This window comes from Aeromonas sp. 1HA1 (genome assembly GCF_029237385.1).
Lineage (GTDB): Bacteria > Pseudomonadota > Gammaproteobacteria > Enterobacterales > Aeromonadaceae > Aeromonas > Aeromonas popoffii.
In genome coordinates this window covers 68,400-93,796 of record NZ_JAACGC010000006.1, presented here as the reverse complement: position 1 = coordinate 93,796, position 25,397 = coordinate 68,400, and the positions used below count along the sequence as shown (strand labels likewise).

Annotated in this window: 25 protein-coding genes; 18 read left to right on the top strand and 7 right to left on the bottom strand. The window is 57.7% G+C overall.

From position 1 onward, the window contains the following. The first annotated feature begins 678 nt into the window (after window positions 1-678). Entirely contained in the window at window positions 679-2,886 is a 2,208-nt protein-coding gene (locus GWQ22_RS03670) for an Ig-like domain-containing protein (RefSeq protein WP_275929485.1), read from the top strand. A gap of 674 nt (window positions 2,887-3,560) precedes the next feature. On the opposite strand, the gene GWQ22_RS03665 is transcribed toward GWQ22_RS03670, so the two are convergent. Then, window positions 3,561-3,806 (bottom strand): hypothetical protein, encoded by a 246-nt coding sequence (locus GWQ22_RS03665; protein WP_275929484.1) that lies wholly within the window; start codon window positions 3,804-3,806, stop codon window positions 3,561-3,563. A gap of 118 nt (window positions 3,807-3,924) precedes the next feature. Here GWQ22_RS03665 and GWQ22_RS03660 point away from each other — a divergent pair, with 118 nt between their 5' ends. Continuing rightward, a complete protein-coding gene (locus tag GWQ22_RS03660) occupies window positions 3,925-5,202 on the top strand; it encodes an MFS transporter (RefSeq protein WP_275929483.1) in 1,278 nt (425 codons plus the stop codon). Window positions 5,203-5,268: 66 nt separating this feature from the next. Here the strand turns inward: GWQ22_RS03660 and ahpF are convergent, their stop codons facing one another. The 3 genes from ahpF to GWQ22_RS03645 form a co-directional block, all read right to left on the bottom strand. Continuing rightward, window positions 5,269-6,861 (bottom strand): alkyl hydroperoxide reductase subunit F, encoded by a 1,593-nt coding sequence (gene ahpF, locus GWQ22_RS03655; RefSeq protein ID WP_275929482.1) that lies wholly within the window; start codon window positions 6,859-6,861, stop codon window positions 5,269-5,271. Between the two features lie 91 nt (window positions 6,862-6,952). After that, window positions 6,953-7,519 (bottom strand): alkyl hydroperoxide reductase subunit C, encoded by a 567-nt coding sequence (ahpC, locus tag GWQ22_RS03650; RefSeq protein ID WP_275929481.1) that lies wholly within the window; start codon window positions 7,517-7,519, stop codon window positions 6,953-6,955. Window positions 7,520-8,165: 646 nt separating this feature from the next. Continuing rightward, on the bottom strand, window positions 8,166-8,618 hold the full coding sequence (locus tag GWQ22_RS03645; RefSeq protein ID WP_275929480.1) for a CBS domain-containing protein: 453 nt from the start codon (window positions 8,616-8,618) through the stop codon (window positions 8,166-8,168). Between the two features lie 211 nt (window positions 8,619-8,829). Here GWQ22_RS03645 and queA point away from each other — a divergent pair, with 211 nt between their 5' ends. The 7 genes from queA to nlpI all read left to right on the top strand — a co-directional run bounded on the left by queA (window position 8,830) and on the right by nlpI (window position 15,812). Beyond that, a complete protein-coding gene (gene queA, locus GWQ22_RS03640; protein ID WP_042034427.1) occupies window positions 8,830-9,882 on the top strand; it encodes a tRNA preQ1(34) S-adenosylmethionine ribosyltransferase-isomerase QueA in 1,053 nt (350 codons plus the stop codon). A 71-nt stretch (window positions 9,883-9,953) separates the two neighbouring features. Continuing rightward, window positions 9,954-11,090 carry a tRNA guanosine(34) transglycosylase Tgt gene (tgt, locus tag GWQ22_RS03635; RefSeq protein ID WP_108536492.1) on the top strand — a complete coding sequence of 379 codons (1,137 nt, stop codon included), beginning with the start codon at window positions 9,954-9,956 and terminating at the stop codon, window positions 11,088-11,090. 51 nt (window positions 11,091-11,141) lie between these two features. Further along, a complete protein-coding gene (gene yajC, locus GWQ22_RS03630) occupies window positions 11,142-11,477 on the top strand; it encodes a preprotein translocase subunit YajC (protein ID WP_042034425.1) in 336 nt (111 codons plus the stop codon). Window positions 11,478-11,495: 18 nt separating this feature from the next. Next, window positions 11,496-13,349: a protein translocase subunit SecD gene (gene secD, locus GWQ22_RS03625; RefSeq protein WP_042034424.1), complete on the top strand. Its 1,854-nt coding sequence runs from the start codon at window positions 11,496-11,498 to the stop codon at window positions 13,347-13,349. A 9-nt stretch (window positions 13,350-13,358) separates the two neighbouring features. Then, a complete protein-coding gene (gene secF, locus GWQ22_RS03620) occupies window positions 13,359-14,306 on the top strand; it encodes a protein translocase subunit SecF (protein ID WP_275929479.1) in 948 nt (315 codons plus the stop codon). A gap of 99 nt (window positions 14,307-14,405) precedes the next feature. Beyond that, window positions 14,406-14,774 carry a rhodanese-like domain-containing protein gene (locus GWQ22_RS03615; protein WP_042034422.1) on the top strand — a complete coding sequence of 123 codons (369 nt, stop codon included), beginning with the start codon at window positions 14,406-14,408 and terminating at the stop codon, window positions 14,772-14,774. 90 nt (window positions 14,775-14,864) lie between these two features. Continuing rightward, window positions 14,865-15,812, top strand: coding sequence for a lipoprotein NlpI (gene nlpI, locus GWQ22_RS03610; protein WP_345893617.1), 948 nt, complete (start codon window positions 14,865-14,867; stop codon window positions 15,810-15,812). 84 nt (window positions 15,813-15,896) lie between these two features. Here the strand turns inward: nlpI and GWQ22_RS03605 are convergent, their stop codons facing one another. Further along, on the bottom strand, window positions 15,897-16,769 hold the full coding sequence (locus tag GWQ22_RS03605) for a U32 family peptidase (RefSeq protein ID WP_275929478.1): 873 nt from the start codon (window positions 16,767-16,769) through the stop codon (window positions 15,897-15,899). 14 nt (window positions 16,770-16,783) lie between these two features. Further along, window positions 16,784-17,779, bottom strand: coding sequence for a peptidase U32 family protein (locus GWQ22_RS03600; protein ID WP_275929477.1), 996 nt, complete (start codon window positions 17,777-17,779; stop codon window positions 16,784-16,786). Between the two features lie 189 nt (window positions 17,780-17,968). Here GWQ22_RS03600 and GWQ22_RS03595 point away from each other — a divergent pair, with 189 nt between their 5' ends. Continuing rightward, complete coding sequence (locus GWQ22_RS03595) at window positions 17,969-18,508, top strand: SCP2 domain-containing protein (RefSeq protein WP_275929476.1); 540 nt, start codon at window positions 17,969-17,971, stop codon at window positions 18,506-18,508. On the opposite strand, the gene GWQ22_RS03590 is transcribed toward GWQ22_RS03595, so the two are convergent. Further along, a complete protein-coding gene (locus tag GWQ22_RS03590; RefSeq protein WP_275929475.1) occupies window positions 18,455-18,871 on the bottom strand; it encodes a hypothetical protein in 417 nt (138 codons plus the stop codon). The two genes, GWQ22_RS03595 and GWQ22_RS03590, sit on opposite strands and share 54 nt — an antisense overlap. A gap of 180 nt (window positions 18,872-19,051) precedes the next feature. On the opposite strand from GWQ22_RS03590, the gene trmJ reads away from it, so the two are divergent. The 8 genes from trmJ to fdx all read left to right on the top strand — a co-directional run bounded on the left by trmJ (window position 19,052) and on the right by fdx (window position 25,269). Further along, window positions 19,052-19,774, top strand: a complete 723-nt coding sequence (gene trmJ / locus GWQ22_RS03585) for a tRNA (cytosine(32)/uridine(32)-2'-O)-methyltransferase TrmJ (protein WP_108536486.1) — start codon at window positions 19,052-19,054, stop codon at window positions 19,772-19,774. Window positions 19,775-19,867: 93 nt separating this feature from the next. Then, window positions 19,868-20,371, top strand: coding sequence for a Fe-S cluster assembly transcriptional regulator IscR (gene iscR, locus GWQ22_RS03580; protein WP_042034415.1), 504 nt, complete (start codon window positions 19,868-19,870; stop codon window positions 20,369-20,371). 57 nt (window positions 20,372-20,428) lie between these two features. Next, window positions 20,429-21,643 carry an IscS subfamily cysteine desulfurase gene (locus GWQ22_RS03575; RefSeq protein WP_108536485.1) on the top strand — a complete coding sequence of 405 codons (1,215 nt, stop codon included), beginning with the start codon at window positions 20,429-20,431 and terminating at the stop codon, window positions 21,641-21,643. Between the two features lie 41 nt (window positions 21,644-21,684). Next, the gene (gene iscU, locus GWQ22_RS03570) at window positions 21,685-22,068 is read left to right on the top strand and encodes a Fe-S cluster assembly scaffold IscU (RefSeq protein WP_005310405.1); all 384 of its coding nucleotides are present in this window, start codon (window positions 21,685-21,687) and stop codon (window positions 22,066-22,068) included. Window positions 22,069-22,083: 15 nt separating this feature from the next. After that, on the top strand, window positions 22,084-22,407 hold the full coding sequence (gene iscA / locus GWQ22_RS03565) for an iron-sulfur cluster assembly protein IscA (RefSeq protein ID WP_042034411.1): 324 nt from the start codon (window positions 22,084-22,086) through the stop codon (window positions 22,405-22,407). Between the two features lie 112 nt (window positions 22,408-22,519). Continuing rightward, window positions 22,520-23,038, top strand: a complete 519-nt coding sequence (hscB, locus tag GWQ22_RS03560; protein ID WP_108536484.1) for a co-chaperone HscB — start codon at window positions 22,520-22,522, stop codon at window positions 23,036-23,038. A 28-nt stretch (window positions 23,039-23,066) separates the two neighbouring features. Next, window positions 23,067-24,929, top strand: a complete 1,863-nt coding sequence (gene hscA, locus GWQ22_RS03555) for a Fe-S protein assembly chaperone HscA (RefSeq protein ID WP_275929474.1) — start codon at window positions 23,067-23,069, stop codon at window positions 24,927-24,929. A gap of 1 nt (window position 24,930) precedes the next feature. After that, on the top strand, window positions 24,931-25,269 hold the full coding sequence (gene fdx, locus GWQ22_RS03550) for an ISC system 2Fe-2S type ferredoxin (protein WP_212512669.1): 339 nt from the start codon (window positions 24,931-24,933) through the stop codon (window positions 25,267-25,269). Window positions 25,270-25,397 lie beyond the last annotated feature (128 nt).

The window sequence follows — 25,397 nt, the reverse complement described above, 5'->3', positions numbered from 1 at the left end:
TGCGTCTACAGGTGATGTCAATTTGAGAGCGGAGGCCTCAGCCAACTTGGCAGCGGTACGCCCTATGGCGCTGACCATACTGAGCTCGGAGCCAAGCAAAAAAGGTGGGCGTCGGGCGCAAGCAAAAGATGGTGGCAATGAGCAGCAGCTATCTGGAACTGGTGATCCTGAGTGGCTTTAACGGAGTGAATAAAAGTGAGCCGTCATGCGTTTGCCCTGGCCTAACAGGGTGTCCGGACTTGGTTGATCATTGCGTCAATGAACGATAAATTAATCACATATTGAAGATGTGATGGGTTTGCGTGTTAATGAATGTATGTAAAAGTTACCTTGCTGTGCTTTTATGGTTGCCGTAGCGGCAGTAGGGATGACTTCATTTGTAGAAAAGTTTAAGTTTAAGTTAAATGTAATTTTTTGATGAGTCTCGTTCATTGTTTCGGTGGTTATCTCTTGATGGTGGAGTGAGAGATGTCGTTAAAACAACAATGTGCAAGGAGTACAAGGTTTATAGTGGGTTTCTGCCGGAGGGAGCGTTAATTACAACTTTATATTCGGGTGAGTCTTGTTTGTGGCGTGTAACCTTCTGGGGGGATGAAAAATATTTCACATGGAAGAACACTCTTTGTATAAACAATATATATAATTAACTTGTCCATTTTTAAATCATGGTGATTAATAATGATAGCTTTAAACACTAAAAGATGCATTGGTTTATTTTTAACGTTGATTTCATTACTTTTTATATCAGGTTGTAGTGGAGGTTCAAATAGTTCTGATAGGCCTACTGATATACCTCCGGATATATCGGTAGTGCGTTTGCAGATCACCCCCGCCGTTTCCTATCTGCCGGTAGATCTACATAAGTCCCTCAAGGCTGAAGCCATCCTTGAAGATGGCAGGGTACTGGACGTCACCGCTGATCCCGCAGTCCAGTGGAGTAGTAGCGACCCAGACGTAGCCACCGTCGACCAGGGCATTGTCACCGGCCTTGCGGTTGGCACCGTCAACATCACTGCATCCGGTGAGGCCAATGGCCAGTCGTTCAGCGAAAAGGTTGAGGTGATCATCACCAATAGAATCGTGACTGATCTACAGATCACCCCCAAAGAATACGCTTTGCCGATAGGGCTACAGACGAACCTCAAGGCTAAAGCCACCCTGGATGATGACAGTGTACTGGACGTCACCACTGATACTACAGTCCAGTGGAGTAGCAGCGCCCCAGGGGTAGCCTCCGTCGACCAGGGCACTGTCACCGGCCTTGCGGTTGGCAACGCTACCATCACTGCATCCGGTGTGGCCAATGGCAAGGCGTTCAGCGACTCTGCCGTGGTGACCATCACAAGTGCGGTCGTGAAGGAGCTTCAGATCAACTCCCACGCTCCCACTCTGGCGGCAGGGCTACATAAGGACCTCAAGGCTCAAGTCAGGCTGTCTGATGGCCGTGTGCTGGACATCACCGGTAATGAGGCTCTCAACTGGAAGAGTAGCGACGACAAAATAGCCACTATCAGCAACATCGGCAGGGTTACTGCCAAATCGGCTGGCACCGTCGAGTTCACTGCATCCGGTGTGGCCAATAACACGCCGTTCAGCGACGAGACTAGCTTGGAGATCACTGCTGCCTTCGTGCGGTCACTGGCGATCCTCGACGAGGACGGAGCGCCGATCGTAGAGCCGAACAATCTGCCGGCTGGGCTACATCAGCAGCTTTTGGCTCAAGCCACCCTGTCTAATAACACTTTAGAGAACGTCACCACTGAGGATGATCTCCACTGGAACAGTCTCAATCCAGAGGTAGCCATAATCGATCAGAATGGCCGGGTTACTGCCCACGAGCCTGGCCAGGCCACCATCACTGCTAGCTACATTATTGAGGGGCGGGACCCGGTAGCAGCACCAGCAGTTGTTGTGAAAGTAACAAATGCAGTCGTGAAGAAACTAGTGATCAACGCCGCCGATGGTACAGAACTGCCGCTCAGACTGCCGGCAGGGCTACATCAGAACCTCCAGGCTCAAGCCACCCTGTCTGATGGCGATGTGCGGAACGTCACCGATGAGGATGCTCTTTTCTGGGTGAGTGAGCCCCCAGAGGTAGCCACCATCGACGACAATGGCAGGGTTACCGCCGGCCGCTTGCCGGGCGAGGCCACCATCACTGCTACATACATTTATGGGGATCGCGCGCCGGTAGGGACATCTACTGAGGTGACCATTACAGACGCAGTCGTGAAAGCCCTACGGATCACTCCCCCCCGTTTCCTTCTGTCGATAGATGGGAATCAAGGGCTCAATGCTATAGCCACCTTGTCTAATGATAGTGAGCGGGTCGTCACCACTGAGGAGCTAGTCAGCTGGGAGAGCAACAACAGAGGGGTAGCCACCATCAGCAGCATTGGCAGCGACAAGGGCACGGCTACCGGCCGCGCGAATGGCTCCGCCCGCATCACTGCACGCATTGACGACGATGCCGACGATATCTATGCAGTGGCTTCGGTGACGGTTTCGGATAGTTTATTGGACTATTTCACTGATCCTACTAATAAGCTGATGAACTGGAGTGAGGCCGATGAATTCTGTAAAGCGTCAGACGCTCGCTTGCCAACCGTGGCAGAGCTGCAAAATCTATTTATCCAGAGCACGTCTGCTACGGCAATCGGCAGTATGGTGGAGAATTATGAGATGTGTAATCTTCACGGCTGGCCATTGTTTGCTGAATCCTGCGAAGGTACATACGGCGCCTACTGGACCGGTGAGCCGAAAGATCCCCTAGTTAGTGGCGTCCACAGTCTCGTCTATATGAGCTCCGGCACTAAAATTCCGGGAATCGAAACCGGCGACGAAGCCATAATCGGCCTTGCAGTGTGTGTTGAGACAGGTTTTTAGCTTTTAATATGTAACTTTTAACCTTTTGCAAGTCAGTTAAGAGAATGTGAGCCTCAACCCGCGAGGTATAGGGCCAAAGAGTGAGGGAGGCATGATGCCTCCCTCTTTTTATTGGATACCAGTCAGGGTAAGGGGTTTCGCCAAATTGACGGGTTAACCATGGCGCGGCTCCTGTTATTCAACATTTCGATTATTGAGTCGCAAAAGTGGCTAACTGTGCCATAGAAAGGACCATCTCTTTGCCTCGGAAGTTGTGTTCGGGGCCGGTTTCGACATCGGCGGCGTAGTTGCATGCCGCCTGGTGCCTGGTTCGCAATCCCATCTTGTCTTGCCAGACCAACCCCTGGGCACGGCACCGGCGCGGGGATGGCGACCGCCGCCGTGATTTTCTCGGCAACCTCGGCTGGCACCATCTCCATGAGCCGCTGTCGGCCCTGCCCAGTGCCTGGCGCCGCACCTGGACCCTTGTCATGAATATCGTGGTGCAAAAGAGGCCGCCACTATGAAGGGAAGGGGGGAACGCTGCCGGTGATGCTGCCAGCCAGAGGCTGATATGCCGGTGCGTGCCGCCCAGACTGTTGCCAGTAAAAAGCCCCCGCCAGTTGGCGGGGGCTTGCTCTTGTTGAGTCACCTACAGTTGCCCTGCATCGGGGCAACCTCAGTCGTGGGCTGCGTCAGGAGTTGGCCGGTGCGAGCAGGGCCAGGGCTTTGGCCAGGGTATCGACGGATGCCTGATGTTTGCCCGCATTATGCAGGGTTTCTCCTTCGGCCCTGAGCTGCTTCACCTCGGCCAGTTGCTCGGCGCTGAGGGCGGGGCCTGCGGCGAGGGCATCATCGATCTTCTTCATGTCTGCGGGGCAGTGAAACGCGAGGGCACTGCCGGCAAAGAGCAGGCCAATCAATAACAGGACAGGCTTCATCTTGGTTACCTCAATGGTGGGTCTCATCAAGCATAGTGTGGTCGTGGCAGGGCCGGTTGGGTTGAAGTGGGGGGGAAGCAAACGGTACCATGGTTGTTTAGCCCGAAAGGAAGACCCCATGACGCTCACAAGGTTGTTGTCACCCTTGGCCAGTCTGGTGATATTCATTCTGGGCCACGGCATGTTCAATACCCTGCTGACGGTGCGCCTCTCGGCCGAGCAGGTGTCGGTGCAGGCCATCGGTCTGGTGTCGGCTGCCTATTTCGGTGGCCTGGTGCTGGGGGCCTTCGTCAACGCTCGCCTTATCATACGGGTCGGCCATATCCGGGCTTATGCGGCCTACGCCTCCCTGCTCTGTTTTCTGTTTCTGTTGCACGGCATGGTGGTGGACCCCATCAGCTGGGCCGCACTGCGGCTGGTGGGGGGCTTTGCCACCGGTGGCCTGTTCGTGGTGCTGGAGTCCTGGATGCTGGTTTCAAGCACCCCGCTCAACCGGGGGCGGCTGATGTCGCTCTACATGATCCTGCTCTACGGATCCTTGGCGATGGGCCAGTTGCTGCTCAAGTGGGTGGACCCCATGGTGCTGACCCCGTTTGCCCTGTGCGCCATGGCGGCCACCTTGTCTGTGGTGCCGCTGGCGCTCTCCCGGGTGGCGACGCCCGCCATGGTCGCGCCCCAACCGGTCGGGGTGATCGATCTGGTGCGGCTCACTCCGGCTGGCATGGGCAGCAGCTTCCTCTCTGGCCTGATCCTCGGCGCCATTTACGGCCTGCTGCCACTTTACTTTACCGACAGCGGTGCCTCGCTTTCGCGGGTGGCGGAGATGATGGCACTGGTTATCCTGGGGGGCATGTGCCTGCAGTACCCCATAGGCCGTATGTCCGATCGCTATGACAGGCGGCTGGTGATCCTGCTGCTCGGCGCCGTGCTGACTCTGCTCGCCCTGCTGATGGTGCTGTTGCCGGAAGATTGGCGCGAACCTGTCACCGGTACTCTGGTGTTCTTGCTGGGAGGGATGGCGTTTTCTATCTATCCCCTGAGCCTGAGTCACGCCTGCGATGAGCTGCGTCCGGATCAGGTGCTGGGGGCCAATCAGGGGCTGCTGCTCGCCTACAGCCTGGGGGCCATGATAGGGCCGCTGCTGGCGCCTTTCGTCATGCTGCAGTTTGGGCCGCAGGGCTTGTTTGTCTATTTCGCCCTGTGCGGCACCCTGCTGACAGCGTATCTGGGTTGGCGCAAGCGGCAGCGGGCCCCCATTCCCCTGGCCGATCATCAGGTGTTCATGCCGGTGCCGCCCAATACGCCCATGACGCCTGAGCTGGAGCCGAGAACGGATCTGGCGGGGGAGGCCGTACCTGCCAGCTATGCCACGCCTGAGTCGTCCGGGCCGGCCTAGTGGTCTGAATGACGTGGACAAAAAAGCCGGCTCCAGGGAGCCGGCTTTTTATTGGTAAAAGGATTATCAGGCGGTCACGCCATCGGCCTTGGCGGATGCCTCGGTGGCGTCCGGCGCCGCATTGCGGATGAGGTAATCAAACGCACCCAGTGCAGCAGTGGCACCCGCTCCCATGGAGATGATGATCTGCTTGAACGGCACGGTAGTGGCGTCACCGGCGGCATAGACGCCGGGCAGGGAAGTGGCGCCCTTGGTGTCGATCTCAATTTCGCCAAAACGGGTCAGGGCAATCTCGCTCCCTTTCAGGAACTCGGTGTTGGGGATCAGGCCTATCTGCACGAAGATACCCGCCACGCCTAAGTGCTTGATCTCACCAGTAGTGCGATCTTCGTAATCCATGCCGACCACCTTGCTGCCATCACCAATCACTTCGGTAGTGCGGGCGCTCATGATGATGTCGATATTGCCCATGGAGCGAGCCTTCTTCTGCAGCACCTCGTCGGCACGCAGGGTATCGGCAAATTCCACCACGGTCACATGCTCGACTAGGCCGGCCAGATCGATGGCTGCCTCGACACCTGAGTTGCCGCCCCCGATCACCGCCACCCGCTTGCCTTTGAAGAAGGGGCCATCGCAGTGCGGGCAGTAGGCCACGCCCTTGGTGCGGTACTCGAGCTCGCCCGGCACGTTCAGGTCGCGCCAGCGGGCACCGGTTGCCAGGATCACGGCGCGGCTCTTCAAGGTGGCGCCGGAGGCGAGATCCACGTTCACATAGCCATCTTTGCTGATGGCGGCAGCGCGCTGCTCTGTGATCACTTCCACGCCGTACTGCTTGACGTGTTGCTCCAGGCTTGCGGTCAGCTTGGGACCTTCGGTGTAGGGCACGGAGATAAAGTTCTCGATACCGACGGTGTCCATCATCTGGCCACCGAAGCGCTCGGCGACGATGGCGGTGCGGATGCCTTTACGAGCGGCATAGATGGCGGCTGCAGCACCAGCCGGGCCACCACCGACCACCAGCACGTCGTAGGGGGCTTTTTCACTCAGCTCGGCAGCCTTGCGATCGGCCGCGCCGGTGTCGAGCTTGGCCACTATCTCTTCCAGCGAGATGCGGCCCTGGCTGAACGGTTGACCGTTCATATAGACGTTCGGCACCGCCATGATTTGACGTTCGGTGACTTCTTCCTGGAACAGGGCGCCGTCGATCATGGTGTGGGTGATGCCGGGGTTTAAGGTCGCCATCAGATTCAGCGCCTGCACCACGTCCGGGCAGTTGTGGCAGGAGAGGGAGATATAGGTCTCGAAGTGGAACTCGCCCTTGAGATTGCGGATCTGCTCCTGCACGGCCGCATCGGCCTTGGAGGGGTGACCGCCGCTTTGCAGCAGGGCGAGCACGAGAGAGGTAAATTCATGACCCATGGGGATGCCGGCAAAATGAACGCGCGGGGCTTGGCCCTGTGCTGCGACACTCATGGAAGGCTTGCGGGCATTGTTGCCATCTGTCATGGCAATCTTGGGGGACATCTCGGCTATCTCGCGGGCCAGCGCCAGCAGCTCGGCGGTTTTGTCACTGTCGTTGCCGGACACGCTGATCTCGATGGGATTGACGATGTACTGCAGATAGGTGTTCAGCTGTTGTTTGAGGTTGGTATCCAACATCTTCCAATTCCTTCTTGTGATTGCGGGTCGGCGTTTTGTCAGGCCAGAAAGCAGACCGGCCCTTGAATGGGCCGGTCTTGGAAGCGGAGGCTTAGATTTTGCCTACCAGATCCAGGGACGGGGCCAGGGTGGCATCGCCTTCTTTCCACTTGGCCGGGCACACTTCACCCGGGTGGGAGGCAACGTACTGGGCCGCTTTGACTTTGCGCAGCAGTTCCAGAGCGTCACGGCCGATACCGCCAGCGTTGATTTCAACGATCTGGATGATGCCCTGCGGGTCGATGACGAAGGTGCCGCGGTCAGCCAGACCGGCTTCTTCGATCATCACGCCGAAGTTGCGGGTGATGGCGCCTGTCGGGTCACCAATCATCGGATACTGGATCTTCTGGATGGTGTCGGAGGTGTCGTGCCACGCCTTGTGAGTGAAGTGGGTGTCAGTGGAGACGGAGTAGATCTCGACGCCCAGCTTCTTGAATTCGGCGTAGTTGTCAGCCAGGTCACCCAGCTCGGTCGGGCAAACGAAGGTGAAGTCTGCCGGGTAGAAGAACACCACGGACCACTTGCCTTTCAGGTCAGCGTCAGACACCTGAACGAATTTGCCATTGTGGTAGGCGGTGGCGTTGAACGGCTTGATTGTAGTGTTGATGTAGGTAGACATGTATTTGCTCCTTGGTGATGTACATATGCCTGTCTGGTGTTGAAGAGTCTATCCGGATCAGGCGTTTAACGTTCGATGGATTCATCATAGGGGCTTCTCCTAATCGGCTAAAGCCGCAATTTTGAATCACTTCAATCTATCTATTAGATAATCTACCGCTGCTGTACTAAACATGAATATTTCTGACGTGCCAAGGTAACCCCTTGCCGAGATTAACATCTGTGCGGCACCCTGGATTTTCAAGGGCCGAATGGGCATCTTCTTCAGGGACGGGCAGGGCGTGGCAGTGACGTGCTGCGTGACGCATGTAACAAAGTGGGGTGGGGCAGGATCGTGCAGATAAAAAAATCCCGGCGCTGTCGTGAGGACAAGGCCGGGTCATCAAACAAGGAATGGCTATGTAAACAAAAGCTTTACAGCAAAGACTAACTACGGGGTGTGCAAACTTGCAGACATATGAGAGGAAGAGGCTGGGTGCACAATCCCTCGTCTCCCCCTCGGCAACTATTGCATGGGGTAGATAATAGTGTGATGAAGATCACAAAGCAAGTCTGTGGTGTAATTTTTCCATCAAAATGGAGCGCTTTCAGCATTATTGCTGATTTCATGTGCTGAAAACGCTTTTATTGTAATTTTATTACAGAATTTACAGATCAGAATCGCTGGGCGGCTCCTGTTCTTCCATCAGTTCGAGCAGGTTGATGGCAACTGCAATGAAATCTGACTCCGTGACTATGCCTACCAGTTTGCGCCCCTTGAGCACCGGCAGGCAGCCATATTTGTGGCGTTGCAGGTAGAGGACCGCTTCCTTGATGCCGGCGTGGGGATCCACGCTCGCCACCTGGCGGGTCATGATCTCGTCGAGCTGGACGCTGTCGGTGAATTCCGCTTCCCGCTCCGGGTTGATGAGCAGCAGCTTGGACTCGCGGGTGGCCAGGATGTCTGTGAGGGTGACCAGACCCAGCAGATGACGGTGCTCGTCGACGATGGGGATGTGGCGGATCTGCTCCTGTTGCATCAGATCCATCGCCTGTTTGACGCTGTTTTCCGGACCCAGGGTGAAGGGATGTTCTGTCATGATCTCGGATAAAGTCATCATGGTGGGCCTCCTTGTGTATCTGCTTTCACCCTAGCTCACCCCTCCTGAATAGAACATGATCAGGGTCAATACAGATCATTAAAGAATCATTAACCGGAGGTGTGTCTCAATATTGCTCGCTATCCCTTGTCTCTCTTGGGTTTTTGGTCTTTTGGGTTGCCTTGGAAGAGGGGGATAACTAGACTAGCCGCCGATTCCCCCGAGGTGAAAGATGCAAGTATCCGATTTTCATTTTGATCTGCCAGACGAGCTGATTGCTCGCTATCCGATGGCAGAGCGTACCGCCAGCCGCCTGTTGCAGCTCGATGGTCAAAGCGGCGCCCTGCGCCATGGTCAATTTGTGGATGTGCTGGACCAGCTCCACCCCGGTGATCTGCTGGTATTCAACAACACCCGTGTCATTCCGGCGCGCATGTTTGGCCAGAAGGCCAGCGGCGGCAAGCTGGAGGTGCTGGTGGAGCGCATCCTGGACGAGCACAGCGTGCTGGCTCACGTGCGTTCCTCCAAGTCGCCCAAGCCGGGCACCCGGATGATCATGGATGGTGGGGTGGAAGCCGAGATGCGGGCCCGCCACGATGCCCTGTTCGAGATCCATTTCCTCGACCCGCGTCCGGTGTTGGAGATTTTGGACGCCATCGGTCACATGCCGTTGCCGCCCTATATCGACAGGCCCGATGAGGATGCCGACAAGGAGCGCTACCAGACTGTCTACAACCAGAAGCCGGGTGCCGTGGCCGCGCCGACCGCCGGCCTGCACTTCGATGAGCCGCTGCTGGCAAAGATCCGCGCCAAAGGGGTTGAAACGGCCTTCGTCACCCTACATGTAGGTGCGGGGACCTTCCAGCCGGTGCGGGTGGACAAGATTGAAGATCACCACATGCACTCGGAATATGCCGAAGTGCCGCAGGAGGTGGTGGATGCCATTACGGCGACCCGTGCCCGTGGTGGTCGCGTCATCGCCGTCGGCACTACCTCGGTACGCTCCCTGGAGAGTGCGGCCAAGGTGAGCCTGGCCCAGGGCAAGCCGCTGGCGCCATTTTTCAGCGACACCGACATCTTCATCTTCCCCGGCTACCAGTTTCAGGTAGTCGATGCCATGGTCACCAACTTCCATCTGCCGGAGTCGACCCTGATCATGCTGGTCAGTGCCTTCGCCGGATACGATCAGGTGATGGCGGCCTATCAGGCCGCCGTGGCCGAGCAGTACCGTTTCTTCAGCTACGGGGACGCGATGTTTGTCACCCGTCGCCGGGCAGTGGCATAAGCCTCGCCCTTATATACCGGGCCTTTGGGCTCTCTATTGTCAGACTGTTTCTCTGACGCAACGAGGTAACAATGAAATTTGAACTGAAAACCACCGATGGCCGTGCCCGTCGCGGTCAACTGGTGTTCGAACGTGGCGTGGTACAAACGCCGGCCTTCATGCCGGTCGGTACCTATGGCACCGTCAAGGGGATGACCCCGGAAGAAGTGCGTGAGACCGGTGCCCAGATCCTGCTTGGCAACACCTTCCACCTCTGGCTGCGGCCGGGGCAGGAAGTGATGCGCGCCCACGGCGATCTGCACGACTTCATGAACTGGCAGGGCCCGATCCTGACCGACTCAGGTGGTTTCCAAGTGTTCAGCCTGGGACACATTCGCAAGATCACCGAGGCGGGTGTGCACTTCCGTCACCCCATCAATGGCGAGAAGATCTTCCTCGACCCCGAGAAATCCATGGAGATCCAGTACGATCTGGGCTCCGACATCGTGATGATCTTCGACGAGTGCACCCCCTATCCGGCCACTTACGAAGAGGCGCGCAAGTCCATGGAGATGTCCCTGCGTTGGGGCAAGCGCTCGCGCGACAAGTTTGATGCCATGGGCAATAAAAATGCCCTGTTCGGCATCATCCAGGGCTCGGTATATGAAGAGCTGCGGGATGTGTCCCTCAACGGCCTGCTGGAGATCGGCTTTGACGGTTATGCGGTTGGCGGTCTGGCGGTGGGCGAGCCCAAGGAAGACATGCACCGGATCCTCGAGCACGTCTGCCCGAAAATTCCGGCCGACAAGCCGCGCTACCTGATGGGGGTGGGCAAGCCGGAAGATCTGGTTGAAGGGGTGCGCCGCGGGGTCGACATGTTCGACTGCGTGATGCCGACCCGCAATGCCCGCAACGGTCATCTGTTTACCACCGATGGTGTGGTCAAGATCCGCAACGCCAAGTATCGCAGCGACACCAGCACTCTGGATGCCGATTGCGATTGCTACACCTGCAAGAACTACACCCGCAGCTATCTGTACCATCTGGACAAGTGCAACGAGATCCTCGGTGCCCGTCTGAACACCATTCACAACCTGCGTTATTACCAGCGTGTGATGCAGGGTTTGCGGGACGCGATCGAGCAGGGTAAATTAGACGACTTTGTAACTGAGTTTTACCGTCGGCAAGGGAAGCCTGTGCCTCCATTAGCTGAAAATGACGTTAAATAACAACGATATATAAGTTAGTTATCAAATCTACATCAAATAAGAGGTTGTTAAATGAGCATTATCTCCAAGGCATATGCAGAAGGCGCAGTTCCGGGTGCACAGAGTGGTGGCATGGAAATGATCATCATGCTGGCCGTGTTCGGCCTTATCTTCTACTTCATGATCTATCGTCCCCAGGCCAAGCGTGCCAAAACTCATCGTGACCTGATGAGCTCCCTGGCAAAGGGTGATGAAGTGCTCACCTCAGGTGGCCTGGTTGGCAAGATCGCCAAGGTGTCCGCCGATAGCGAATACATAGTGCTGTCCCTGAATGATCAGACTCAAGTTACCATCAAACGTGATTTCGTCTCTGCCGTTCTGCCCAAGGGTTCTATCCAGTCCCTTTAATCTCCCGAGGAGCACAGCGTGTTAAATCGCTATCCGCTGTGGAAATACCTGATGGTGGTCTTCGTGATCGCCATCGGTTTTCTATATGCAGCCCCCAATCTTTACGGCGAAGACCCGGCCTTGCAGATCTCTGCCAGCCGGGGTGCCGAAGTCAAGCTAGAGACGCTTGATCTGGTGAAAGAGGCCCTAGAGGCGGCTCAGATCCCGGTCAAGCATGCTGCGTTCGAGCATGGTTTCATTCTGATCCGCTTCAGGAACACCGAAGAACAGCTCAAGGCGCGCGACGTCGTCGCCAACAAGCTGGGCGACAACTTCATTACCGCCCTCAACCTGGCGCCCTCCACGCCGGCCTGGCTTGAAGCCATCGGTGCTGCACCGCTGAAGCTGGGTCTGGATCTGCGCGGTGGTGTGCACTTCCTGATGGAAGTGGACATGGCCGAGGCGCTGACCAAGCAGCAAGAGCAGATGGTGCAGGATTTTCGCACCGAGCTGCGTACCCAGAAGATCCGTTACTCCGGCGTGCGCCGGGTCGGTGATCAGGTACAGGTTCTGTTCCGTGATGAAGCGGATCAGGAACGCGCTATCTCTTATCTGCGTCGTCAGAACCCGGATTTGAACTTCACCACAGAGCAGAAAGGGGACGAGTTCGTTCTCAACGCTGCCCTCAGTGATGCCAAGATAAAAGAGGTGAGAAAGTATGCTCTCGAGCAGAACATCACCATTATCCGTAACCGGGTGAACGAACTGGGTGTGGCTGAGCCGCTGGTCCAGCAGCAGGGCGCTGAACGCATAGTGGTCCAGCTGCCCGGTATTCAGGATACAGCCCGCGCCAAGGAGATCCTGGGGGCAACCGCGACCCTGGAATTCCACATGGTCGATGAAACCGCTGATATCCAGGCTGCCGCTGATGGCCGGGTTTCGCCGAGCTCCAAGGTCTATACCGACCGCCACGGCCGTCCGGTTGTGCTGCAAAAGCGGGTGATCCTGACCGGCGACCACATAGTGGGTGCCCAGTCCGGTTTCGATGAGTACAGCCGCCCTCAGGTCAACATCAAACTCGATGGCCAGGGTGGCAACAAGATGGCCAACTTTACCAAGGACAACGTCGGTAAAGGCATGGCGACCGTCTTCATCGAGTACAAGCCGGTGGGCCAACCCGGTCCGGATGGCAAGCGCAAGTTCCGCAAGCAGGAGGAGGTGATCAACGTCGCCACCATCCAGTCGCGTCTTGGCAGCCAGTTCCGCATCACGGGTATCGACAACGCCAATGAAGCCCATAACCTGGCGCTGCTGTTGCGTGCCGGTGCCCTGATTGCCCCCATCCAGATTGTGGAAGAGCGCACCATAGGCCCAAGCCTGGGTCAGCAGAACATCGACAGCGGGATGGAAGCCATCGGCTGGGCAATGCTGGTGATCGTACTGTTCATGGGGATCTACTACCGTGCCTTCGGCTGGGTGGCCAACCTGGCGCTGGTGATCAACCTGGTATTGATTGTCGGCATCATGTCGATGATCCCGGGGGCCACCATGACACTGCCGGGCATTGCCGGTATCGTCTTGACGCTGGGAATGGCGGTGGATGCCAACGTGTTGATCTTCGAGCGTATCCGGGAAGAGATCCGCAACGGTCGCGGTGTGCAGCAGGCCATCCATCTGGGCTTTGATCGCGCATTCTCGACCATCGCCGACTCCAACGTCACCTCGCTCATCACCTGTGTGATCCTGTTCGGTATCGGTACCGGTGCCATCAAGGGCTTTGCCTTGACGCTGGGTATTGGTCTGACGGCTTCCATGTTTACTGCCATCACGGTTTCCCGCGCCATTATCAATCTGGTCTGGGGTGGACGGCATATCGACAAGCTGCCGATCTAAGGAAGAGACATGTTTCAGATTCTACATTTTGAAAAACCTATCCCGTTTATGCGCTATGCCAAGCCGGGTGTGGTTTTCTCTACCCTGCTGATGGTGATCTCCCTGTTCTTCCTGTTCGATCGGGGTCTGAACTGGGGTCTGGACTTTACCGGCGGCACCACCATAGAGGTGGGATTTCCGCAGTCGGTGAGCCTGGACAAGATCCACAAGGTGCTGGATGAGCAGAAGATTGCAGGGGCAACCCTGCAACACTTCGGCTCCAGCCGTGACGTACTGGTGCGGATGACTCCACAAGAGGGGGTCAGGGTAGAGCAGCAGGGCAATCAGGTGCTGGCAGTTGCCCAGCAGATTGATCCGGAGGCCGTGCTCAAGCGCGTCGAGTTCGTCGGCCCTTCAGTGGGCGATGAACTGGCTACCGATGGTGCCCTGGCTATGCTGGCATCCATCCTTTGCATCATGGCCTACGTGGCGGTGCGCTTCGAATGGCGTCTGGCGTTGGGGGGGATCGTTTCCTTGGTGCACGACGTTGTCATCACCCTGGGCGTATTTGCCTTCTTCCAGTATGAGTTCGATTTGACCGTGCTGGCGGCGCTGATGACGCTGGTAGGTTACTCCTTGAACGACACCATAGTGGTGTTCGATCGCCTGCGGGAAAATTTCCGCAAGGTGCGCAAGGGGGATACCGAGTACATCCTGGATCTCTCCATGACCGAAACCTTGAGTCGGACCGTCATTACCTCGGGTCTGACTTTCGTGGTGGTGCTGGCGTTGCTGCTCAAAGGCGGCGCCCTGCTCCACGGGTTTGCGGTAGCCATGGTGATAGGTGTGGCATTTGGTACCTATTCCTCCATCTATGTGGCGAGTTCGTTCGCCATGTTCCTCGGGGTTAAACGGGAGCACATGCTGCCGACTCCGGTGGAAAAAGAGGGCGCGGATCAGCAAGAGATCCTGCCGTAATCGACAAGGGCGCCGTGAGGCGCCCTTTCTCTTATGGGCCGAGTGAGTCATGATGCTACGCATCATCAATGTCCTATTACTCAAGGCAAGGAGCAAACCATGCAACATAATCCACGTTTTCTGGCGCTGGTCGAGGCGATCCGTCCTCAGGTAACAGAGACTGACGTGCACCAGATAAAGCGTTGGCAGAATGAGGGACGTGCCTTTCACCTGATCGACGTGCGTGAGGAGAGCGAGTGGGGCAGGGGCCATCTGCCTGGCGCGGTTTACCTCGGTCGTGGCGTGATTGAGCGCGATATCGAGACGCGCTATCCGGATCCGGCCACCGAGCTCTACCTCTATTGTGGTGGGGGATTTCGCTCCATCCTGGTGGCGGATAACCTGCAGAAGATGGGGTATAGCCGGGTTGTCAGCGTCGATGGTGGTTTTCGGGGCTGGTGTGATGCCGGATACCCTGTCGAATCCTGATTTATTTGAGGGATAGAGGTTCAGCCACATGACAAAGTGTCGGTTGACCTTTACCATATGCGGGGTCAAGCGTCAGCGTCGGAGTGTTCATTGAACGTCAGGAAAGGGATTGGATACCTCCTTGGTATCCTGTTGCTGCTCCCCATGTGGGGTTGCAGCAGTAGCAGTCAGGTTGAAGCGCCTCAAGTTCCCAAGCCGCAACCCGCTTCACTGGTATTGGCGACCCCCCTGCAGGTCTCTTACCAGAGCGAGTTGGCGTTGGCACGACTCGGGCAAATGCTCGGTGAGATGGAATTAACCACCGAGCAACGGGCTGAACTGTTTTATGAGCGTGCCGTGGTGTTTGACCGGGTTGGCTTGCGTTCCCTGGCGAGGCTGGATTTCAACCGGGCCTTGCGGGAGAAACCGGATTTTGCCGAGGCCTACAACTTCATCGGCGTTTATCTGGTGCAGCAGCAGAATTATGACGAAGCCTACGAGGCATTTGATTCTGCCCTCGAGCTGGCTCCTGATTATGACTATGCCTATCTCAACCGTGGCATTGCGCTCTATTACGGCAATCGTCCCGAGCTGGCCGCCGCCGATATGAAACGCTTCTATGAAGCGCAGCCAGAAGATCCCTATCGGGTGATCTGGCTCTATCTGGCCGAGCAAAAGCTCAATGCGCCAGCCGCCATGAGCCGGATGCGCGAGCGTCTCAACAAGTATGACGACGACGCCTGGAACTGGGATCTGGTGCGCCTTTACACCGGCGAGATCAATGCGACCCAGTTGATGAGCAACGTGGTGAAAGGGGTGAAGGATAACCGGGAGCTTGCCGAGCGCTTGAGTGAAACCTATTTCTACCTCGGCAAATTTGAACTGGCCAAGGGCAACCGCAAGGAAGCCATCAGCTACTTCAAGCTGGCACTCGCCAACAACGTGTACGACTTCATCGAGCACAGATATGCCCTGCTCGAGCTGGAACTGATGGCGCGCAAACCCTTGCCGCCGGGGACCCAGAGCTCACAGGGCAAGAGCAGCAAGCAGGCCTACTGATTGCTGGTGCTCGCGATGTAAAAAAGGCCTCAATGATGAGGCCTTTTTGCTGTCTGCTGCCTGCGTTCTGGTATCGGTACGGCATTATTCCACCAGACTCATACCGGGGATCTGGCGCCAGTAACCGTTGCAGTCACGCTCCCGTTGCAGGGAGAGGGGGGCCTGACCTTGCTGATTGGCCTTGAAGCGATCCAGCATCTCAAGGGTGTCCAGTCCTTCGGGGGAGAGGCGTACCACGTCCACCAGACCCTCCATGCCGGTGATCTCGTTGCCCAGGTTGTAGCAGTAACCTGACTGGGTCTGGATACCGTTGAGGTTGAACACCTTCTGTCCCTCGCGGCTGCTGGCCAGCCGGCCTGTGGGATAGTGGATGCAGGCGAGTTCGCAGTTGTCCTTTGGCTTGTCGAGGGAGCGGGCGGTGAAGCAGCGCGCTGAGTAGGCGAGCGGCAAGTGGCCGTAGGCGAACACCTCCACGTCGAACTGCTGGCGAGCGCTGCCCAGATCCTGATTGAGCTGCATCAGCCAGTCGCGCGACAGCTCCACCGGCATCACCCAGCGTGTCATCCCCTGTTTGAGCAGCATACGCAGCACGTCGGCGTTGTAGGCATTGATGGCCGGGCCGCAGACAAACGGGATCCCCGCCTCCCAGGCAAGTTGCACCGTGCCGAGATCGTTGGCTTCGACCATCAGATCGCCATTGTCGACCAGCCGTTTGACCTCCTTGAGCTCCGAGGGGGCCGAGATCAGCGCCAGGGTGGAGAGTACGGCCTGCTTGCCTGAGGCCGCCACCTGGCGGGCGAGGGAGATCCAGTCATCCACCTTGAGTTCACGGCGCTTGCTGCAGACCGTTTCCCCCAGATAGATGATGTCCGCCTGGCTCTGTGTCGCGGCGTCATAAAAGGCCTGGAGATCGGCTTTGGGCCAGTAGAAGAGCAGAGGCCCGAGAGAGAATTGCATGTGGTTGAGATCCTTTATTGCCACTGACGATGATAGGCGCCGAGAGTAGTCTGACTCCCCTCGGAGACGCGGGCTAGCTGGGCATCCCACTCGGCTTTGACGCTATAGGCATCGGGATTGGCCTGGTAGGCGTCAATGGCCGCGCGCCAGACCCGGGTGACTTGCTCCACGTAGGCGGGACTGCGCTGGCGCCCCTCTATCTTGACCGACTGGATCCCGGTCTGGAACAGCTCTGGCAAGAGCCCCAAGGTGTTGAGGCTGGTCGGCTCCTCCAGCGCATGGTAGGTCTGGCCATCCACCTCGAAGCGGCCCTTGCACAGGGTTGGGTAACCGGCGTTTTCACCCGGGCCGTAACGGTCGATCAGCACCTCGTTGAGGCGGGATTCGAGGCCACTCGGTGTTTCCTCCCAGCGTACAAACTTGGCCGGTGAGCAGGCTCCCACCGTATTGGGACTCTCACCTGTCATGTAGGAGGATAAGTAGCAACGTCCCTCCGCCATGATGCAGAGGCTGCCGAAGGCGAACACCTCGAGACCGACGTCAGTCTCGCGGGCCAGCTGCCTGACCTGATGCATGGAGAGCACCCGTGGCAACACCACTCGGCCAACGTTGAAATGCTGCTGATAGAAGCGGATGGCGGCGGCGTTGGTGGCGCTGGCCTGCACCGAAACGTGCAGCTCCATGTCCGGATGGTGGCGGCTGGCGTAATCGAGCACGGCGAGATCGGCGATGATCAGGGCGTCGGCACCGAGCGCCACACCCCGGTCCACTGCCTGCTTCCATCTGGTATCCGATCCCGGATGGGCGAAGGTATTGATGGCGATGTGTAGCTTTCGGCCATGCTGGTGCACGTAGTCCACCGCTTTTTCCAGCTTGCTGTCGGTGAAATTGAGGCCGGCAAAGTGGCGTGCATTGGTGTCATCCTTGAAACCGATGTAAACCGCATCGGCCCCGTTATCCACGGCTATTTTCAGTGCCGGCAAACTACCTGCCGGACAGAGTAATTCCATCGGGTACGCTCCGAGAGGGCAAAAAATGCAAAAGTGGCCCGATTGTATTCATCGATGCCTTCCCACTTTTTGACCTGAGGCAGCTTTGTGTGGCTTTACCCTTCTTGAGGTAAGTCGGCACAAGTTTGATTTTCAACAGGATCCAGCGCGTGGCCTTGTGTTTGAATGCGCAAAAACTGGGAGTTTATCGTGTTTCAACAACTGCAATGTCGCCTGGTCGAACAGGCTCCCCGCTTTCTGCGCCGCCCCCTCAAGCTGGTGCCGTTTGCGCTGCAGCAGAACCTGATGGAGCGCCTGCTGGCGCGGGTGTTCAAGGAAGCCATCCAGGAGGGTGATTTCGAATTTCTGGCCGGCAAATGGCTCAGGGTCGAGGTGTCGGATCTCGAGCTCAGCTGGTTCATCAGCGAACAGGATGGAAAACTGGTGGTGGTCCGCCATTGTGAGCGGGCGGATGTCTGCTTCAGCGGCACCACCAATGACCTCATCCTGATCGCCGGTCGCAAGGAAGATCCTGATTCTCTCTTTTTTCAACGCAAGCTGAAGATTGAAGGGGATACCGAGCTGGGACTGGAGGTGAAGAACCTGATGGACAGCCTGGACCTGGATGGCTTGCCGAGCCTGATGCGCTATCCGCTGCTGGATCTTGCCACCTTCATCGAACGGGCGCGCACCGCGTCAGCGCAGGAGTCGCGCTCTGCGCTGACGGGCGGGGTCCCGTCTCAGGTGTAATACCAGGCCACTGGCATGGTGGCGGTAGTGACTGCGAGCCCACAGGCAGCGACAGGCCCAGACACAAGGGATCACAGCCAGCAGGGCGGCAGCGTTGGGGAGGCGGGAGAGCAACAGACCCAGCGCCAGCCAGACGAAGGGTTGCGCCTCGTACAGCCACTCCGGCTTGAACCAGCGTTTGGTCGGAAAGATGATCAGGTCGGTACGTCGATAGCTGGAGCGCATCATCCAGATGACAGCGCCTGCGACAAATAACAGGCTGCCCGCCAGCCAGAGCAAGGGGGTTTGGGTGAGCGTGATCATGCCGACCGCGGTCAGCAGATAGCAGACTGGTAACCTCTCATAAAGCCAGTGCGGGCACATGTTGCCTCCGTTCCTAGATCCACGCATCCTCCAAGTTTAGCCTGTGGTCAGCCTCTGCTCATGATGCTTTGTTCTACACAATGAGGGTTTTGTTGTGAAATGGCGCGCCTTTTACGGTGCCAAAATAGCGATTGGCTATGTTACAATTGCGCGCCATTTTTGACTGAAGATTGACAGGGCATGTTGGATCAGATTCGTATCGTGTTGGTAAACACTTCTCACACCGGCAACATGGGCTCTGCGGCACGCGCCATGAAGACCATGGGACTGACCCAACTGGTGTTGGTTGATCCGCAGGCCTTGCCAGATGACAACGCCATGGCCCTGGCGGCAGGTGCCAGCGATGTCCTGGCCAATGCCCGTATAGTGCCGACGCTGGATGAAGCCATTGCCGATTGTGGTCTGGTCATAGGCACCAGTGCCCGTTCCCGTACCCTGAGCTGGCCCATGCTGGATCCTCGCGAAGCGGGGGAGAAGGCGGTGGTGGAAGGCGTGAAGCATCCGGTGGCCCTGGTGTTTGGCCGTGAACGCACTGGCCTCACCAACGACGAGCTGCAGAAATGCCACTACCACGTGGCCATAGCGGCTAACCCTGAATACAGCTCTCTTAATCTGGCCATGGCGGTGCAGACTATCTGCTACGAAGTGCGGATGCACTGGTTGCAGGATCAGGCTCCCGAGGTGGTGAGTGAGGCGGATTATCCCAGTGCCGACCAGCTGGAAGGCTTCTATCAGCACCTGGAGCAGACCCTGCTCAAGACGGGTTTCATTGCTGACGACCATCCCGGGCAGGTGATGAGCAAGCTGCGTCGCCTGTTCAATCGGGCCCGTCCGGAAACGGTGGAGCTGAACATTTTGCGCGGTATTTTGACCTCGGTACAGAAGCCGAAACCGCAGGATTAAACCTGACTGTATTACTCAACCATATACTTGACTGTTTTAGTCGGGTATGTGACCATATGCCCATGTTGATTGGTTCGCAAGACGGTAAGGCATATGAGACTGACCTCAAAAGGACGTTACGCTGTGACTGCCATGCTCGACGTGGCGTTGCATGCAGAGCAGGGGCCTGTGCCTCTGGCTGATATTTCAGAACGCCAGGGCATCTCTTTGTCCTATCTGGAACAGCTGTTTGCCCGCCTGCGCAAGCATGGCCTGGTGAGTAGCGTACGTGGCCCGGGTGGCGGTTATCGCCTCGGTCTGGCCCCTGACGCCATCTCGGTCGGTCAGGTGATCACCGCAGTCGACGAGTCGGTGGATGCCACCAAGTGCCTAGGCAAAGGCGGTTGCCACGGCGGCACCCAGTGCCTCACTCACTCCCTGTGGCGTGATCTTAGCGAGCGCATTTCCAGTTTCCTGGGGGATATCACCCTGGCAGAGCTGGTGAGTCAGGCGGATGTGCGCCGGATCGCCGGCAAGCAAGACGAACAAATGAAAACCGTGTTGTCCCTGGTTGATCGGGCAGAACGCGGCGATGTGAGCTTGAAAGTCCAACTATAAACAAACGTGCTTTCCACAGTCGGTCGATGTGTGACCCTGGCTGTAACGGAGAAAAACATGAAACTGCCTATTTACCTTGATTATTCGGCAACCTGTCCGGTGGACCCGCGTGTCGCAGAAAAAATGATGCAGTGTCTCACCATGGATGGCCTGTTTGGCAATCCAGCATCCCGTTCCCACCGCTTTGGCTGGCAAGCCGAAGAGGCGGTAGACTTGGCCCGTAATCAAGTGGCAGACCTGATCGGTGCCGACCCGCGCGAGATCGTCTTCACCTCCGGCGCGACCGAATCCAACAACCTGGCCATCAAGGGCGTTGCCCATTTCTATGCTGGCAAGGGCAAACACATCATCACTTCCAAGACAGAGCACAAGGCAGTACTCGATACTTGTCGCCAGCTGGAGCGTGAAGGCTATGAGGTGACTTACCTCGAGCCGATGCCGAACGGTCTGTTCACCCTGGAGCAGATCGAAGGCGCCCTGCGCGATGACACCATTTTGGTCAGCATCATGCATGTGAACAACGAGATCGGCGTGGTGCAGAACATTGCCGCTATCGGCGATCTGTGCCGCTCCCGCAAGATCCTGCTGCACGTGGACGCGGTTCAGAGCGTGGGCAAAATCCCGGTGGATGTGGAAGCCCTGAAAGTGGATCTGCTCTCCGTGTCCGCCCACAAGGTATACGGCCCCAAAGGCATAGGTGCCCTCTACGTGCGTCGCAAGCCCCGCGTGCGTCTGGAAGCCCAGATGCACGGTGGCGGTCATGAGCGCGGCATGCGTTCTGGCACCCTGCCGACCCACCAGATCGTCGGCATGGGCGAAGCCTTCCGCATCGCCAAGGAAGAGATGGTGAGCGAAGGTCAACACATCATGGCTCTGCGTCAGCGTTTGTGGGATGGCATCAAGGACATCGAAGCCGTTTATATCAACGGTGACCTGGAACAGCGCGTGCCGGGCAACCTGAACGTCAGCTTCGCCTATGTGGAAGGGGAATCCCTCATCATGGCGCTGAAGGATCTGGCAGTCTCTTCCGGCTCGGCCTGTACCTCGGCCAGCCTGGAGCCCTCCTATGTGCTGCGTGCACTGGGTCTGAACGACGAGCTGGCGCACAGCTCCATCCGTTTCAGCTTGGGTCGCTTCACTACAGAAGAAGAGATTGATTACGCAATCAAGCTTATCCGTGACTCCATCGGTCGTCTGCGCGAGATGTCTCCCCTGTGGGAGATGTACAAAGATGGCGTCGATCTGAACACGGTCGAATGGGCTCATCACTGATCCACAGGATCAGTGATCAACGGAATTAGCAGGAGTTAGATATGGCTTACAGTGAAAAAGTAATCGACCACTACGAGAATCCCCGCAACGTAGGTGGCTTCGACAAGAACGATCCCAACATAGCGACCGGCATGGTTGGCGCCCCGGCTTGTGGCGACGTGATGAAGCTGCAGCTGAAGATCAGCGACGATGGCATCATCGAAGATGCCAAGTTCAAGACCTACGGCTGTGGCTCTGCCATTGCCTCCAGCTCCCTGGTGACCGAGTGGGTCAAGGGCAAGACGCTGGACGAGGCCGCCGGCATCAAGAACACCGACATCGCGGAAGAGCTGGCCCTGCCGCCGGTGAAGATCCACTGCTCCATTCTGGCTGAGGATGCCATCAAGGCCGCCATCGCCGATTACAAGCAGAAGAAAGGTCTCTAAGGTCAGGAGCGCAGTATGGCCATTACCATGACAGATGCCGCAGCGGCACGGGTTTCCTCTTTTCTGACCAACCGGGGCAAGGGCATTGGCCTTCGCCTCGGCGTCAAGACCACCGGCTGTTCGGGTCTTGCCTATGTGCTCGAGTTTGTCGATGAGCTGGCGGATGAAGATCAGGTGTTTGAGCAAAACGGTGTCAAAGTCATCGTCGATGCCAAGAGCCTGATCCATCTGGATGGCACTGAGCTGGACTTCGTCAAGGAGGGGCTCAACGAGGGCTTCCAGTTCAACAACCCCAACGCCAAGGGCGAGTGTGGTTGTGGCGAAAGTTTCAATGTCTAACCGGTTTGACATACGGTATGTTTTGCCGCTTGAACTGGCCGGAAACGGCCAGTTCAATATCGCCCACGCCAGGGGCGAGTGTGGTGGTGGCGAACGTGTCTAAGAGGCTTGCATGAATCATTTCGAGCTGTTTGGGCTGGTTGAAGGCTTCGAGCTCGATACCCGTCAGCTGGCGGATACCTACCGTCAGTTGCAAACCCAGTTCCACCCCGATCGTTTTGCCACGGCTCCCGAGCGGGAGCAACTGGTTGCGGTGCAACGTGCCGCCCAGATCAACGATGCCTTCACGACCCTCAAGGCGCCCCTGCGCCGAGCCGAGTATCTGCTCTCCCTGCGCGGCACCGAACTTCGTGGCGAGCAGCAAACCCTGCAAGACACTACCTTCCTGATGCAGCAGCTGGAGTGGCGTGAGCGGCTGGCCGACCTGAAAGGGGAGTCCGAGCCTGAGCGTGCCATCAAGGATTTTCGCCACGAAATCAGGCATGATCACCAGTTGTTGATGCAACGCCTGACGCAGGATCTCGCCGCTGGCGATGATGTGAGCGCGGCTGATTGCGTTCGCAAACTCAAGTTTGTCGACAAGCTCCTCGAAGAGCTGGAACGATTCGAAGACTCGCTGTTCGAGTCTTGATCCTTTAACGCTGGAATTTTGATTACCCATGGCATTACTGCAAATCGCCGAGCCCGGCCAGAGCGCCGCACCTCATCAGCATAAACGTGCCGTTGGCATCGATCTTGGCACCACCAACTCTCTCGTTGCTGCGGTTCGCAGCGGTCACGCCGATACCCTCTGCGACGAGCAGGGGCGCGATCTGCTGCCGTCTGTGGTGCACTATCAGTTTGACAATGGCCAGGCTGATGCCATTCGGGTCGGCTTCGACGCCAAGCGCGAGGCGGCCCTCGATCCGCACAACACCATCGTCTCCGCCAAGCGGATGATGGGCAAGGCGCTGGCCGATATCGATACCCGCCAGCAGCCTTACCAGTTTGTGGCCGCCGACAATGGCATGCCCCAGTTTCAGACCCGTCAGGGGCTGGTCAACCCGGTGCAGGTCTCTGCCGAAATCTTGAAGAAACTGGCCGAGCGGGGCGCTGCCGCACTGGGCGGTGAGCTGGATGGCGTTGTCATCACTGTGCCTGCCTATTTCGATGATGCCCAGCGTCAGGGCACCAAGGATGCGGCCCGTCTGGCCGGCTTACACGTGCTGCGCCTGCTCAATGAGCCGACCGCGGCCGCCATCGCCTACGGCCTCGACTCCGGTCAGGAAGGGGTGATTGCGGTCTACGATCTCGGCGGCGGGACCTTCGACATCTCCATCCTGCGGCTGCATCGCGGCGTGTTCGAGGTGATGGCCACTGGCGGCGACTCCGCCCTTGGGGGCGATGATTTTGATCACCTGCTGGCGGACTGGATCAAGGAGCAGGCCGGCCTTGAAGGTCTGCTCGACGCCCGTACCCAGCGCGAGCTGCTGGACGTGGCGGCCGCTGTTAAACACGGCCTGACCGATACCGTTCGGGTGCCCTGTGCCTTTGCCGGCTGGCAGGGCGAGGTGAGCCGCAGCCAGTTTGATGCGCTCATCATGCCGCTGGTCAAGCGTACCCTGCTGGCCTGCCGCCGCGCTCTGCGCGATGCGGATCTTGAGCAGGTGGAAGTGCTGGAAGTGGTGATGGTCGGTGGCTCCACCCGGGTGCCGCTGGTGCGCGAGCGGGTGGGCGATTTCTTCCAGCGTCCGCCGCTGACCCGTATCGACCCGGACAAGGTAGTGGCCATCGGCGCCGCCATTCAGGCCGACATTCTGGTGGGCAACAAGCCCGATGCCGAGATGCTGCTGCTGGACGTGATCCCGCTTTCCCTGGGGCTCGAGACCATGGGTGGCCTGGCCGAGAAGGTGATCCCGCGCAACACCACCATACCGGTGGCCCGCGCCCAGGAGTTCACCACTTTCAAGGACGGCCAGACCGCGATGGCGATCCATGTGGTACAGGGTGAGCGCGAACTGGTGGCCGATTGCCGCTCTCTGGCGCGTTTCACCCTGACCGGTATTCCGCCAATGGCGGCGGGTGCGGCCCACATTCGTGTCACCTTCCAGGTGGATGCGGATGGTCTGCTGTCGGTCAGCGCCATGGAAAAATCCTCTGGTGTGCAGGCCGAGATCCAGGTCAAGCCCTCCTACGGGCTGGGGGAGGAGGACATACTCACCATGCTGAGCGCCTCCATCGCCAATGCCCAGCAAGACATGGATGCCCGCATGCTGGCAGAGCAGCAGGTGGAGGCCGATCGTGTGGTCGAAAGCCTCAACGCCGCGCTGGCCACTGACGGTGATACGCTGCTGAGCGCCGCCGAGCGCGCCACCATCGACAGTGCGATCACCCATCTGCTGGCCATGCGCGCCGCAGGGACAACCAATCAAATCAAAGATGCCATCGAGGCGGCGGACGCTGCCAGTGGCGAATTTGCAGCCCGCCGGATGGATGCCTCCATCCGCAAGGTGCTGACCGGACAAAACGTCAACAAGGTGTAATATGCCAAAAGTGATTATTCTGCCCCATCCCGAGCTCTGTCCGGACGGTGCTGCCCTCGAAGGCCAGAGTGGCGAAACTATTCTGGACGTGGCACTGCGCAACGGTATCGAGCTCGAGCACGCCTGCGAGAAGTCCTGCGCCTGCACCACCTGTCACTGCGTGGTGCGGGAGGGGTTTGACTCCCTCGAGCCGAGCGATGAGTTGGAAGATGACATGCTGGACAAGGCGTGGGGACTGGAGCCGGAATCCCGCCTCAGTTGCCAGGCTAGACTGGCAGACGAGGATCTGGTGGTGGAACTGCCCAAGTACACCATCAACCTCGCCTCAGAACGCCATTGATGGCACCTTAATTACACATGAGTGAATTGAGCGTGCAGCATCTCATGGTGCAGTAATGATATGGTGAAGGCCGTGACCCTCGAGGGGAACGGCCTTTTTTGTACTCGTTATTTCCCTATTCATTAATG